We start from the raw sequence: 12593 nt of genomic DNA on the forward strand, positions 1-12593 counted from the left end.
GTTTCGCCCCCCCAACAAAAAAGGCCCCGGTCCCCCGGAGCCTCCCCATAACCCGCCTGCGGCAGATCAGCGCTTGTCTTCTTCTTCCTCGTCGTCGTCGCCGTGGGGCAGGTTGAAGAAGCTGTCGGCGTCGGAAAAGTCGGCGGGTTTTTCTTCTTCGTCGCGGCGGGTGAAGCGTTCCATCGCGCCGAGGCCGGAGGGCATCTTGGGCTCGGGCGCCATGCCGAGGGATTGCTCGGTCGAGACCAGCTTGCGGCGTTCGTCATCCGACATAACGGTGCCGTCGGCGGCCTTCTTGCGGGCGGCGGTCTGCACGGCGGCGTCAAGTTCCGACTGGCGGCAGAGGCCGAGGGCGACCGGGTCGATGGGGGTGATGGAGCCGATGTTCCAGTGCGTGCGCTCGCGGATCGACTGGATGGTGGGCTTGGTGGTGCCGACCAGCTTGCCGACCTGACCATCGGTCAGCTCGGGGTGGAATTTCACCAGCCAGAGGATCGCGGCGGGCCGGTCCTGCCGCTTGGAGAGCGGGGTGTAGCGCGGGCCGCGGCGCTTTTCCTCACCCACCGCCGAGGCGTTGAACTTGAGGCGGAGCTTGTAGAGCGGGTCTTTCTGACCACGCTCGATCTCGATGGGATCAAGCTGGTTGTTGGCGACGGGGTCGAAGCCCTTGACGCCGGTGGCCACGTCGCCGTCGGCAATGCCCTGCACCTCGAGTTCATGCATCCCGCAGAATTCGGCCACCTGACGGAAGCTGAGCGTCGTGTTGTCCACCAGCCAGACGGCGGTCGCCTTGGCCATGAGCGGCTTGGTCATCGGATGACTCCTTTACAAATCTTTCCCGGGCCGGGAAAACGGCTGCGGCCGGGGCCGCGTCTTCTCGTTTTCGGGAAGTTGGCCGGTATATAGTCCCGTTCGGGCAGCGAGGGAAGAGAAAATGCGCCTGGGGGTCGTTGCATTGCTGGGGCTGCTGATGGCCGGGCCGGTGCGGGCCGAGGGCGAGGCGGCGGGGGATTTCGACTATTACGTGCTGGCGCTGTCATGGTCGGCAACGTGGTGCGCGCTGGAAGGGGATGCGCGGGGCGATGCGCAATGCGCGCGGGGGCGGGGGCTGACCTTCACGCTGCACGGGCTGTGGCCGCAGCACGAGGCGGGCTGGCCGAGCTATTGCCGGACGGGGGTGCGCGACCCGTCGCGGGCGGAAACGGCGGCGATGGCGGATGTGATGGGCGGGGCGGGGCTGGCCTGGCACCAGTGGAAGAAGCACGGGCGCTGTTCGGGGCTGACGGCGCAGGGGTATTTCGCGGTGATGCGGCGGGCGCTGGCGGGGGTGCGGATTCCGGCGGTGTTCGCGGGGGTGGACCGCGACCTGCGGCTGCCCGCGGCGGTGGTGGAGGAGGCGTTCGTCGAGGCCAATCCCGGGCTGTCGGGCGACATGGTGACGGTGACCTGCACGCGGGGTCGGGTGCAGGAGGTGCGGATCTGCCTTGACCGCGACCTGGCGCCGCGGCGCTGCGGGGCGGATGTGCGGCGCGATTGCGCGCTGGCGGACGCGCTGCTGGGGGCGGTGCGGTAGCGGGGCTCAGGGCGGCGGCGCGGGGGCGGCCGGGCGGATGCGGAGCGTCGGGCTGTTGCCGATGGCCCCGCCGACCCGCGGGGTGACCTGGATCCGCAGGTCGGGCGGCTGGCCGGGGGGCGGCACGCGCGAGGCCGCGAAGCCGCCGCCGATCACCGAGCCGTCGGAGGCCAGCAGTTCCAGGATGCAACGGTGTTCGGGGGCGGCGTCGGCGGCGTGGACCAGTTCGTAGCGGGTCTGGTAGCCGAAGGTCAGGGCGTTGTCGGCGTCGGTGGCATTGCGGCAGCCGGCCTCGAAGCCGGAGGCGAAGCCTTGCGTGAACTTGGCCATACCTTCCCGGCGCATCAGGGTCACGACGCAGTCGCGGGTGAAGGGGGTGGTCTGGTCGAGGGTGCAGGCAGGCGCGTCCTGCGCGGGAACCGGGGTTGCGAGGCAGAGGGCGAGGCAAAGGGCGGTGCGGGCCATGGGGATGCTCCGTCAGGGTGGGTCGGGGTAGGCGTCGGGGGTGGAGATGCCGCCGGTGGTGGCTGCAGGGCGGTCGGTGGCGGGCGGGGAGGCGGGCAAGTCGGGGCGGCGGCATTCTTCCCACACCGTCTTGTCGGCGTTCAGGCAGAAGGTCTGCGCCACGGCGGTGGGCACGACCTCGATGGTGGACACCGGGATGGCGAGGTATTGCGTGACCGCCATGATCGCGACGCCGCCGACCAGGAACACCACGCCGGGAGAATAGGCGCTGAAGGAAAACTGCGTGTCCTTCAGGCGTTGGGCGCTGGGGGTTTCGGCCAGGTCGCCGGGGGCCCGCAGCGCCCGGCCGCCGGTGATGGTGGTCAGCGAGGTGACCTGCCGCAGGATGAACAGCCCGCCCATGGTGCAAAGCGCAAGCCCCACGACAAAGGAAAAGCCGGTGATGAAGGTGCGCAGCACCAGCGACAGCGCCACCCGGCGTTCGCGGTAATCCTGCGTGTCGACGAAATAGCTGCGGTCGCGGCCGCGTTCCGACATGTCGGGGAAATCGAGCAGACCAGAGTCGAACAGCGCCACGCCGAAGCCCACCAGCACCAGCAGCGCCGTGCCGCCGACGATGATCAGGATTCGGATGTCGCTGTCCTTGACCGGGACCAGAACCGGCTGGTGCGTGGCGGGCGGACTTTCGCCCTTCGGGGGGTCATCATCCTGCGGCATCGGGAAATCCCGTGGTGTGGCAATGGGCTTCGTGAAAATGACGCGGGGGAGAACATGGGTTCCACCGCAAGTTGCAGCTTACGCCGAAAGCCGATTCCGCGATAGATGAATTTGTGGGAGGGGGAGGGCATGGACGTGCACTTCGACGCCCTCTCAGTCCGTCGCACATGGGCTCTGTTGCACAAATCCCGTGAGGGATTCATCTTGTGAATCCAGCGTGGTAGCTGGACGGCATGAGCAGACCCATACCCCCCGCCTACAAGACCAGGAACTGGCCCGCCTATAACGAAGCGCTGAAGCGCCGCGGCTCGCTGACGATCTGGTTTGATACCGCCATGATCTGGGAGGCTGCGCCGACAGGTAAGCGCGGCCGACAGCCTGACTATAGCGATGCCGCGATCCAGACCTGCCTGACCATCAAGGTGTTGTTTGGCATGGCGCTCAGACAGACGACTGGCTTCGTCGAAAGCCTGCTGGGGCTCATCGATTTGGATTGGGCTGTGCCCAATTTCAGCACGCTGAGCCGTCGCCAGAAGACCCTGAAGGTCAACATCCCCCACCGCGGCTCGCAAGGCCCGCTGCATCTTCTGATCGATAGCACCGGGATCAAGGTTGAAGGCGAAGGTGAATGGAATGCGCGCAAGCACGGCGGCACCAAACGTCGGGTCTGGCGCAAGATTCACATCGGGATAGACGAGAAAACACTGGAAATCCGCGCAGCCGAGTTCACCACCAGCGATGTCGGTGACGCGCCGATGCTGCCCGAACTGCTCGACCAGATCCCGCCCGATCAGGAGATCGCCAGCGTCACCGCTGATGGCGCCTTCGACACACGCAAGTGTCACGACGCCATCGCCGCCCGCGGTGCGGCCGCCATCATTCCGCCCCGCAAGAACGCCAAGCCATGGAAGCCCGACACCCCCGGGGCAATCGCCCGCAACGAAGCCCTACGCGCGTCGAAACGCTTCGGCCGAACCATCTGGCGACGATGGAGCGGTTATCACCGCCGAAGCCGCGTCGAGACGAAGATGCACTGCGTCAAATTGCTGGGTCAGCGCCTCATGGCGCGGGACTTTGACCGTCAGGTCGCCGAGTTTCAGGTCCGTGTAGCCGTGCTGAACGGCTTCACGGCGCTCGGTATACCCGTCACTGAAGCCGTGGGATGAGTCTGTCCAGGGAAAGGGGAGATCTGTCTGTCACCCGATTTGTGCAACAGAGCTACGCCAGTCCAAAGTCTGTAGCGAACATACGCTCGTCCCGCGAAGCCGAGAAACCCCGCCGACCGGGGCAGCCCCTCACCCTCTCATTCCCCCTGATCCACCTTCAGCACGATCTTGCCGATGTGGGCGCTTTCGATCCGCCAGTGTGCGGTCGCGGCCTGATCCAGCGGGTATTCGCTGTCCATCACCGGGGCGAAGGCGCCGCGGGCGATCATCGGCCAGACGTGGGTTTCGACCTCGCGGGCGATGCGGGCCTTGGCCAGATCGGATTGCGGCCTCAGGGTGGAGCCGGTGAGGGTCAGGCGGCGGGTCATAAGTTCGGCGAAGTTCAGCTCGACCCTGGCGCCGGTGAGGAAGGCGATCTGCACCAGCCGCCCGTCATCGGCCAGCGCCTTGACGTTGCGCGGCAGGTAGCTGCCGCCGACCATGTCGAGGATCAGGTCTGCCCCGCCTTCCGCCCGCACGGCGGCGACGAAATCGGCGTCGCGGTAGTTCACCGCGACCTCGGCCCCCAGATCGCGGCAGGTGTCGCATTTCTTGTCGGAGCCGGCGGTGGCGAAGACCCGCGCGCCCAGCGCCCGGGCGATCTGGATCGCGGTGGTGCCGATGCCCGAGGTGCCGCCATGCACCAGAAACCGCTCGCCCGCGCGCAGGCCGCCGCGCATCACCACGTTGGACCAGACGGTGAAGCAGGTTTCAGGCAGGCAGGCGGCCTCGCGCAGCGACATGCCCGCGGGCACCGGCAGGGCGTGGTCGGCCCGGGTCAGGGCATATTCGGCATAGCCGCCGCCCGGTAGCAGGGCGCAGACCGCATCGCCCAGCGCCCAGCGGGTGACGCCGGGGCCGATGGCGGCGACATGGCCCGAAGCCTCCAGCCCCGGCAGCGGCGAGGCGGCGGGCGGCGGCGCGTAGGCACCCGCCCGTTGCAGCGCGTCGGGGCGGTTGACCCCGGCATAGGCGATGCGGATCACGATCTGGCCATGCCCCGGCACCGGCACCGGCACCGAGCAGGGTTTCAGAACGTCCGGCCCGCCGGGCTCATGGATTTCCATCGCCAGCATGGCGTGGGGCAGCGTCGCAGGGATCATCATGGGCGTGGTCTTTCAGTTGCCAAGGCTGCCGGGCAGGTCGGTGGGCGGCACCGGGGCCTTCACCCGGTCGAACACCTTCAGCGGGCCGTCCATCATGGCCTTGCCCAGGGGGTTCTTGCGCAGGCTGGACTTGAGTTTCTCGACCTGCATGACGTTGTCGATGCGGCGGTCGAGGAATTCGGCGGTTGCCTGTTGCCCCGGACTGTCGTCGCCCAGCCAGTAAAGCACCGTCGCGGCATAGACGCCCGAGAGCGTGGCGCGCTTGGAATACCAGTTGAGGTCGGTCGAGGTGTCGCCCAGCGCGCGCCAGATCGCATCGGCTGTGTCCCAGACCGCCCGCGCCCCGTCGGCGGCGTATTGCGGCAGGGCAAACAGCGCGCTGCCCCGGCGCACCAGTTCCTTGTCCTCGACCGCGTCGAGCCGGGCGCGGATGGCAAAGGCGACCCGGTCGCGGTAGCGCATCGCGCCAAGATCGGTCGCCGCCAGCCGGTCGAGCATCGCCGCGTCGCCCGCCTCGTGATAGGCCAGCGCCAGGTCGACGCCGCCGCGCGGAAACAGCGCACGCCCCAGCGCCGGGTCCAGCCCCGAATCACCCAGCGCGGCGCGCAAGGTGGCCTCGGACCAGCCGTCGAACGGCACATGCACCAGTGCGGCCTGCAAAATGGCCGCTTTCGCGCCCTCGAGTCCCATTTCGTTCGTCATCCGTCCTCCTTCGGGCCGCATATGGTGGACAAGGCCCCACCCCTTTGTTATAGGCCGCGGGCCTGCACAATCGTGCAACTCTAACTCAGGAAGGTGGTGACAACCACATGCAGGTCAGCGTCCGCGACAACAACGTCGAGCAAGCCCTCCGGGCCCTCAAGAAAAAGCTCCAGCGCGAAGGCGTGTTCCGCGAAATGAAGCTCAAGCAGCATTTCGAGAAACCCTCCGTCAAGCGCGCCCGCGAGCAAGCCGAAGCCGTGCGCCGTGCGCGCAAGCTCGCGCGCAAGAAGGCACAGCGTGAAGGCGGTCTCTAAGACGTTTTTCCGCATGCTGTGACGGCGGGCCTTCCGGGGCCAGGCCGTCATCCGAAGGGCCCCCGCGCGCGAGTGTCGGGGGTTTTTCCATGCCCATGGTGGCGCGACAGGCCGCCGCCGTTGTTTTCGGCACGGATTCATGGCAAGCCGCGCGGGCAACAACCGCAAGGCGCCCCGATGTCACAAAGCATGCTGTCCACCTTCATCAAGCCGATGCACCGCGAGGGGTATCGGTTCGTGGCGATCTTTGCCGCGGTTTCGTTGATCCTGTTCTTCCTGTGGGAACCGCTGGGCTGGATCGGGGCGGGCCTGACGGCGTGGTGCTACTACTTCTTCCGCGACCCCGACCGGATGACGCCGGTGCGCGAGGGGCTGGTCATCAGCCCCGCCGATGGCGTGGTATCGCTGATCGAACCCGCCGTGCCGCCCGAGGAACTGGGGCTGGGGCCCGAGCCGCGGCTGCGGGTGTCGGTGTTCATGAACGTGTTCAACTGCCATGTGAACCGCGCGCCGGTGGCGGGCACCTTCACCAAGATCGCCTACCGGCCCGGCAAGTTCCTCAACGCCTCGCTCGACAAGGCGAGCGTTGACAATGAACGCAACGCGCTGGTGATCCGCATGGCCGATGGCCGCGACCTGGCGGTGGTGCAGATCGCGGGCCTCGTGGCGCGGCGCATCGTGTGCGAAGTCAAGGAAGGCGCCGCCACCCGCACCGGGCAACGGTTCGGCATGATCCGCTTCGGGTCGCGGCTGGATGTCTACCTGCCCGACGGGGTGGCGCCGCTGGTCAGCCTGGGGCAGACCACCGTTGCGGGCGAAACCGTGCTGGCCGATCTGGCGGGCACCGAACCGCGCCGCCTGGCAGAGGTGCGCTGAGCGATGATCGAACGGCCCAAGGACACCCTGCCGCTGCTGCTGTTCCTGCCCAACGTCATCACGATCCTGGGCCTGTGTGCCGGTCTGACGGCGATCCGCTTCATCATGGTGGGGCGGTTCGACTTTGCGGTGATGCTGATCATCTTCGCGGCGGTGATCGACGGGCTCGACGGGCTGCTGGCCCGACGCCTGAATGCGCAAAGCACCATCGGGGCGGAGCTGGACACGCTGGCCGATTTCCTGAGCTTCGGCGTGGCCCCGGCGCTGCTGGTGTTCCAGTTCGCTCTGGCGGGCACCTACAGCACCAACTGGATCTTCGTGCTGGTCTACACCATCTGCGCCTGCCTGCGCCTTGCGCGCTTCAACGTCCACCGCGACGCGCCCCAGCCGGTCGGCAAGCCGCATTTCATCGGCGTGCCGGCCCCCGGCGGCGCGCTGCTGGCGCTGCTGCCGGTGTTCCTGACCCTGCAGGGCACGCTGGATGCCACGAACTTTCCGATGGCCTACGGCGTCTATCTCGGGCTGGTCGGGGTGCTGATGACCAGCCGGGTGCCCACCCTTTCGTCCAAGGCGGTGCGGGTGCCGCGCGACAAGTCGAAACTTGTGCTGATCGGGGCTGCGATCTTCATGGGGCTTCTGGTCACGCGCTTCTGGCTGCTGATGGTGCTGGTCGGCATTGCCTACATGTGCGTGATCCTGTGGAACGTGTTCAACTACCTGCGCGGCCGCCCGATCTGACCGCCCTTCTTCTGTTCTGAAGTATCCCCGCCGGAGGCTCTGCCCCTTCCGCCCGCACCGCCGCCCGGCGCTACACCGAAAGCGCCGTGGTCTGCACCACGGTGCGCAGGGCAAAGCTGGAATGCATCTGCGCCACGCCCGGCAGGCGCGACAGGTAGCGGCGGTGGATGCGGGCGAAGTCTTCGGTGTCCTGCGCCACGATCTTCAACAGATAGTCGGCCGTGCCCGCCATCAGGTGGCATTCCAGAATGTCGGGCACCCGCGCCACCTCGCGCTCAAAGGCTTCCAGCACCTCGTCGGCCTGTCCCTGGAGGGTGATCTCGACAAAGACGGTGGTCGGCTTTCCCAGCCGGCGGGCATCCAGCAACGCCACATAGGCGCGGATGAAGCGGTCGGCCTCCAGCCGCTGCACGCGGCGGTGGCAGGCCGAGGGCGACAGGTTCACCCGTTCGGAAAGCTCGGCATTGGTGATCCGCCCCTCTTGCTGCAGAACGGTCAGGATTCGGCGGTCTGTCGCGTCAAGGTCCATGTGTGTGGTGATTTCTTCGATGAAAGGGGCCGGTTTCCGCAGTTCCTACCATGAATGGCTTTCGCGTCACCCCGGAAATCGAAACTTCGCCACCGGACCTGCGGCATCCTGCCTCATACTGCGGCGGGAGGCCGCATCAGGGAGTGTCAGATGAAGATCGGTTGCCCGACAGAGATCAAGCCGCAGGAATTCCGCGTCGGCCTGACGCCAGACGCCGCACGCGAGGCGGTGGCGCACGGGCATCAGGTGCTGATCGAGACCGGGGCGGGCGTCGGCTCGGGCTTTGCCGATGCCGATTACCTTGCGGCGGGAGCGCAGATCGCCGCCAGCGCCGAGGAGGTCTTTGCCGAGGCCGCGCTGATCGTCAAGGTCAAGGAACCCCAGCCGGAGGAACGCCGGCGGCTGCGGGCGGGACAGGTGCTGTTCACCTATCTGCACCTTGCCCCCGACCCCGACCAGACCGCCGACCTGCTGGAAAGCGGCGTCACCGCCATCGCCTACGAGACGGTGACGGATGATCGCGGTGGCCTGCCCCTGCTGGCGCCGATGTCCGAGGTTGCGGGGCGGCTGGCACCGCAGGTCGGGGCGTGGACCTTGCAGAAGGCCAACGGCGGGCGCGGCGTGCTGCTGGGCGGCGTGCCCGGTGTGGCGCCCGCACGGGTGCTGGTGCTGGGCGGCGGCGTGGTCGGCACCCATGCCGCCCGGGTCGCCGCCGGGATGGGGGCCGACGTGACGGTGCTTGACCGCTCGATCCAGCGGCTGCGCTATCTGGATGACCTGTTCGGCGGCAGTTTCCGGACCGGCTATGCCACGGCGGGCAGCATGATCGATCTGGCGCGGCAGGCCGACCTGATCATCGGCGCGGTGCTGGTGCCCGGTGCGGCGGCCCCCCGGCTGATCACCCGGGCGCAGCTTGCCGGGCTGAAGCCGGGGGCGGCGCTGGTCGATGTGGCGATCGACCAGGGCGGCTGTTTCGAGACCAGCCGCGCCACCACCCATCAGGACCCGATCTACACGGTCGACGGCATCCTGCACTATTGCGTCGCCAACATGCCCGGCGCGGTGGCGCGGACCTCGACCCTCGCCCTTGGCAACGCGACGCTGCCCTTCCTGCTGGCGCTGGCCGACAAGGGCTGGAAACTGGCCTGCGCCGAGGACCGCCACCTGCTGGCCGGTCTGAACACCCATGCCGGGCATCTGACCTATGCCGCAGTGGGGGCAGCCCTCGGCCTGCCGGTGATCGCGGCCGCAGATGCGCTGAACATCCGACGCACCGATGACGGGGGGCGACGGAACCCGGCCGCGCGGACGTAGAAGGCCCAGAACAACAACGAGGGCATCATGTTCGCGCGACTTTCCCCCTACTGGCTCTGGCTGCTTCTGGCGCTTCCCGCGTTGGGAATGACCGTCGAGCTGGCCACCTCGACCAATCCGAAAATCTATCACATTCTCGTCCACCCGACCGGCGAGTTCGCCGCGCGGTTCATGATCATCGCCATGATGGCGACGCCGCTGATGATGCTGTTTCGCGGCTGGCGCGGGCCGCAATGGCTGCGGCGCAACCGGCGCTATTTCGGCGTCGCGGCCTTTGCCTATGCTGCGGTGCATACCGTGTTCTACATCATCGACAAGGCCGCGCTGGATACGGTCCTGGCGCAGGCGACCCGGTTCGACATGGCGACGGGGTGGCTGTCCTTCGTGATCTTCCTGCCGCTGGCCGCCACCTCGATGGACTGGGCGGTGCGCAAGCTGGGCCCCGCATGGAAACCGCTGCAACGCTGGACCTATGCGGCGGCGGTGTTGACGCTGCTGCATTGGGCCAGCCTGCACGACTGGGGCCACCCCGCCGCGGCGCTGGTCCACTTTGCACCCCTGGCGGCCCTGAGCCTTTACCGGCTGTGGTGGACCTACCTGCGCCCCCGCCCGATGCGGATGGCCTGAGCAGCTCGGCCCCCGGGTGACCCGGGGGCCTCGCGCGGCACGTCAGGCCCGCGCCCGCAGCAGGTCGCGGATGTCGGCCAGAAGCTGTTCCTGCGTCGGCCCGGCCGGGACCACCGGCTTCGCGGCCTCTTTGGCGATCGCCGCATCCTTGATCCGGTTGACCATCTTCACCAGCAGGAACACCACGAAGGCGATGATCATGAAATTGATCACCGCCATGATGAAGGCACCATAGGCAAACACTGCCGCCCCGGCATCCCGCGCGGAGGTCAGGCCGGTGCCGGGGGCAACCTCGCCCTTCAGCACGACATACATGTTGGAAAAGTCGATGCCGCCGATGATCAGCCCGATGATCGGGTTGATCAGATCGCCGACCAGACTCGAGACGATGGCGGTGAAGGCGGCCCCGACGATGATGCCCACCGCCATGTCCATCACGTTGCCCTTGGCAATGAAATTCTTGAATTCGTTCAGCATTATAACCGACTCCCTTGATATGTGCGCGGCTTGCCGCCGCATTCCGTTCGCAACCGCACAGCGGCAGTCCGAATATGGCACAGCAAAAGCCGTTGTCTGGCGGGGAAAAGCTGTTTCACTGCGGATCTGCCCGAAGGAGGCTCCGCGCCATGAAGACCCTTGCCGATTTCCCCATCACCCGGCGCTGGCCGCCGCGCGATCCCGCCGCGATCCAGCTTTATTCGCTGAACACGCCCAACGGGGTGAAGGTGTCGATCGCGCTGGAGGAGATGGGGCTGGCTTACGACGCCCATCCGGTCAGCTTTGCCGCCAGCGACCAGATGTCGCCGGAGTTCCTGTCGCTGAACCCCAACAACAAGATCCCGGCGATCATCGACCCGCAGGGGCCGCGGGGCGCGCCGCTGGCGCTGTTCGAAAGCGGGGCGATCCTGGTCTATCTGGCGGAAAAAAGCGGGATGCTGCTGCCCGCCGCAAACCGCTACGAGGTGCTGCAATGGCTGATGTTGCAGATGGGCGGCATCGGGCCGATGTTCGGGCAACTGGGCTACTTCCACCATTTCGCGGGGAAGGAGATCGAAGACCCCCGCCCCAAGGAACGCTACCGCGCCGAGGCCGCCCGCCTGCTGCGGGTGCTCGATGGCGCGCTGGCGGGACGCGACTGGATCGCGGGCGACTATTCGATTGCCGACATCGCCATCTGCCCCTGGCTGCGCGGGCTGCGCGACTTCTACAAGGCGGCCGATCTTGCGGGCTGGGGCGATCTGGCACGGGTGCCCGCCTACCTCGACCGTTTCCTCGCCCGCCCGGCGGTGCAGCGCGGGCTGGAAATTCCGGCCGCGCCCTGACTCTTTCGTTTTCTTCTGTTGTCAAATATCCCCGCCGGAGGCTCCTGCGGCGAGGCCGGGTGCCTCCGGCGGGGATATTTGACAACAGAAGAAGCTGTCAGGGCCGGGGCGCGGCGGCCCTGCGGAGGCGGTCGTTGATGGCACAGCCGAGGCCCCGGTCGGGGACAGGGGCGAAGGCGATGCGGCCGGCGGGTCCGGCCAGCGCATCGGCGGTGCGCAGGGTGCGAAACAGGGCGGCGGCGGCTTCGACCAGATCGCCGGTGGGCGAGAGGCTGAGGGGGGCGCCGGGGCAGGACGGGCCGAAACCGACCCAGACCTCGCCCGCCTCGGGTCGGGCGGCGTTCAGGCGGAGGGCGGCGGCGGGGGCGTAGTGCGAGGCAAACTGGCCGGGGGCGCTGGGGCGATTGACATCTCCGCCGGGGATCAGGGGCGCGCGCAGGGCAGCCTCCAGTGCCTCGGCCGGGATGCCGCCGGGGCGCAGCAGGGTGGCGGGGCCGTCGAGGCCGAGGATGGTCGATTCCACCCCCACGGCGCAGGGGCCGCCATCGAGGATCGCGGCGATGCGGCCCGCGAGGCCGTCGCGGACGTGGCCCGCCTCGGTCGGGCTGACGCGGCCCGAGGGGTTGGCCGATGGTGCCGCCAGCGGGCCATCGAAGGCCGCCAGCAGCGCACGGGCGACCGGGTGGGCGGGCAGACGCAGTGCCACGCTGTCAAGCCCGGCGGTGACCAGCGGGGACAGGCCCGCATCGGCGCAGAGCGGCAGCACCAGCGTCAGCGGGCCGGGCCAGAAGGCGGCGGCCAGCGCCTCGGCCCGGTCGTCGAACCGGGCAAGGCGGCGGGCGGCGGCGATGTCGGGCAGATGCACGATCAGCGGGTTGAAGCGGGGGCGGCCCTTGGCCTCGAAGATCCGCGCCACCGCCGTGCCGGACCGCGCGTCGCCCGCAAGGCCGTAGACGGTTTCGGTCGGCATCGCCACCAGGTCGCCCGCGCGCAGCAGGGCGGCGGCGCGGGCGATGCCCTCTGGCGTGGGGGCAAGGGTTTCGGTGGTGATCGGCATTCCGCCCCGTGACGCAGCGTTGAGCTTGAGGTTGGTCGCCCTTGCGCT

At 68.1% G+C, this 12593-nt stretch carries 16 protein-coding genes; 8 read left to right on the plus strand and 8 right to left on the minus strand.

Going from position 1 to position 12593, the window contains the following annotated elements:
- Nucleotides 1–66: 66 nt before the first annotated feature.
- Nucleotides 67–813: a DUF1013 domain-containing protein gene (locus tag RNZ50_19695; GenBank protein ID MDT8857215.1), complete on the minus strand. Its 747-nt coding sequence runs from the start codon at nucleotides 811–813 to the stop codon at nucleotides 67–69.
- Between the two features lie 121 nt (nucleotides 814–934).
- On the opposite strand from RNZ50_19695, the gene RNZ50_19700 reads away from it, so the two are divergent.
- Nucleotides 935–1573 (plus strand): ribonuclease T2, encoded by a 639-nt coding sequence (locus tag RNZ50_19700; protein MDT8857216.1) that lies wholly within the window; start codon nucleotides 935–937, stop codon nucleotides 1571–1573.
- A gap of 6 nt (nucleotides 1574–1579) precedes the next feature.
- On the opposite strand, the gene RNZ50_19705 is transcribed toward RNZ50_19700, so the two are convergent.
- Together RNZ50_19705 and RNZ50_19710 are read right to left on the minus strand one after the other, a co-directional pair.
- The gene (locus RNZ50_19705; GenBank protein MDT8857217.1) at nucleotides 1580–2038 is read right to left on the minus strand and encodes a hypothetical protein; all 459 of its coding nucleotides are present in this window, start codon (nucleotides 2036–2038) and stop codon (nucleotides 1580–1582) included.
- Between the two features lie 12 nt (nucleotides 2039–2050).
- Nucleotides 2051–2755 (minus strand): hypothetical protein, encoded by a 705-nt coding sequence (locus RNZ50_19710; GenBank protein ID MDT8857218.1) that lies wholly within the window; start codon nucleotides 2753–2755, stop codon nucleotides 2051–2053.
- Nucleotides 2756–2988: 233 nt separating this feature from the next.
- Here RNZ50_19710 and RNZ50_19715 point away from each other — a divergent pair, with 233 nt between their 5' ends.
- On the plus strand, nucleotides 2989–3921 hold the full coding sequence (locus RNZ50_19715) for an IS5 family transposase (GenBank protein ID MDT8857219.1): 933 nt from the start codon (nucleotides 2989–2991) through the stop codon (nucleotides 3919–3921).
- A gap of 137 nt (nucleotides 3922–4058) precedes the next feature.
- Here the strand turns inward: RNZ50_19715 and RNZ50_19720 are convergent, their stop codons facing one another.
- Complete coding sequence (locus RNZ50_19720; GenBank protein MDT8857220.1) at nucleotides 4059–5066, minus strand: NAD(P)H-quinone oxidoreductase; 1008 nt, start codon at nucleotides 5064–5066, stop codon at nucleotides 4059–4061.
- Nucleotides 5067–5078: 12 nt separating this feature from the next.
- Nucleotides 5079–5768 carry a COQ9 family protein gene (locus tag RNZ50_19725; GenBank protein MDT8857221.1) on the minus strand — a complete coding sequence of 230 codons (690 nt, stop codon included), beginning with the start codon at nucleotides 5766–5768 and terminating at the stop codon, nucleotides 5079–5081.
- A 107-nt stretch (nucleotides 5769–5875) separates the two neighbouring features.
- Here RNZ50_19725 and rpsU point away from each other — a divergent pair, with 107 nt between their 5' ends.
- From rpsU to pssA, 3 genes are all read left to right on the plus strand, one after another.
- Nucleotides 5876–6082 carry a 30S ribosomal protein S21 gene (gene rpsU, locus RNZ50_19730; protein ID MDT8857222.1) on the plus strand — a complete coding sequence of 69 codons (207 nt, stop codon included), beginning with the start codon at nucleotides 5876–5878 and terminating at the stop codon, nucleotides 6080–6082.
- 177 nt (nucleotides 6083–6259) lie between these two features.
- A complete protein-coding gene (locus RNZ50_19735; protein ID MDT8857223.1) occupies nucleotides 6260–6958 on the plus strand; it encodes a phosphatidylserine decarboxylase in 699 nt (232 codons plus the stop codon).
- A 3-nt stretch (nucleotides 6959–6961) separates the two neighbouring features.
- Nucleotides 6962–7696, plus strand: a complete 735-nt coding sequence (gene pssA, locus RNZ50_19740) for a CDP-diacylglycerol--serine O-phosphatidyltransferase (protein ID MDT8857224.1) — start codon at nucleotides 6962–6964, stop codon at nucleotides 7694–7696.
- Nucleotides 7697–7766: 70 nt separating this feature from the next.
- Here pssA and RNZ50_19745 read toward each other — a convergent pair whose 3' ends face one another.
- Nucleotides 7767–8225, minus strand: a complete 459-nt coding sequence (locus RNZ50_19745) for an Lrp/AsnC family transcriptional regulator (protein MDT8857225.1) — start codon at nucleotides 8223–8225, stop codon at nucleotides 7767–7769.
- A 150-nt stretch (nucleotides 8226–8375) separates the two neighbouring features.
- Between RNZ50_19745 and ald the strand changes: the two genes are divergently transcribed.
- Nucleotides 8376–9539 (plus strand): alanine dehydrogenase, encoded by a 1164-nt coding sequence (ald, locus tag RNZ50_19750; protein MDT8857226.1) that lies wholly within the window; start codon nucleotides 8376–8378, stop codon nucleotides 9537–9539.
- Nucleotides 9540–9566: 27 nt separating this feature from the next.
- Nucleotides 9567–10166: a ferric reductase-like transmembrane domain-containing protein gene (locus tag RNZ50_19755; protein MDT8857227.1), complete on the plus strand. Its 600-nt coding sequence runs from the start codon at nucleotides 9567–9569 to the stop codon at nucleotides 10164–10166.
- Nucleotides 10167–10208: 42 nt separating this feature from the next.
- On the opposite strand, the gene mscL is transcribed toward RNZ50_19755, so the two are convergent.
- The gene (mscL, locus tag RNZ50_19760; GenBank protein ID MDT8857228.1) at nucleotides 10209–10643 is read right to left on the minus strand and encodes a large conductance mechanosensitive channel protein MscL; all 435 of its coding nucleotides are present in this window, start codon (nucleotides 10641–10643) and stop codon (nucleotides 10209–10211) included.
- 149 nt (nucleotides 10644–10792) lie between these two features.
- On the opposite strand from mscL, the gene RNZ50_19765 reads away from it, so the two are divergent.
- Nucleotides 10793–11488: a glutathione S-transferase N-terminal domain-containing protein gene (locus tag RNZ50_19765; protein MDT8857229.1), complete on the plus strand. Its 696-nt coding sequence runs from the start codon at nucleotides 10793–10795 to the stop codon at nucleotides 11486–11488.
- Nucleotides 11489–11585: 97 nt separating this feature from the next.
- Here RNZ50_19765 and RNZ50_19770 read toward each other — a convergent pair whose 3' ends face one another.
- A complete protein-coding gene (locus RNZ50_19770) occupies nucleotides 11586–12545 on the minus strand; it encodes an L-threonylcarbamoyladenylate synthase (GenBank protein ID MDT8857230.1) in 960 nt (319 codons plus the stop codon).
- Nucleotides 12546–12593 lie beyond the last annotated feature (48 nt).

It is taken from the genome of Paracoccaceae bacterium Fryx2 (assembly GCA_032334235.1).
Taxonomy (GTDB): domain Bacteria; phylum Pseudomonadota; class Alphaproteobacteria; order Rhodobacterales; family Rhodobacteraceae; genus JAVSGI01.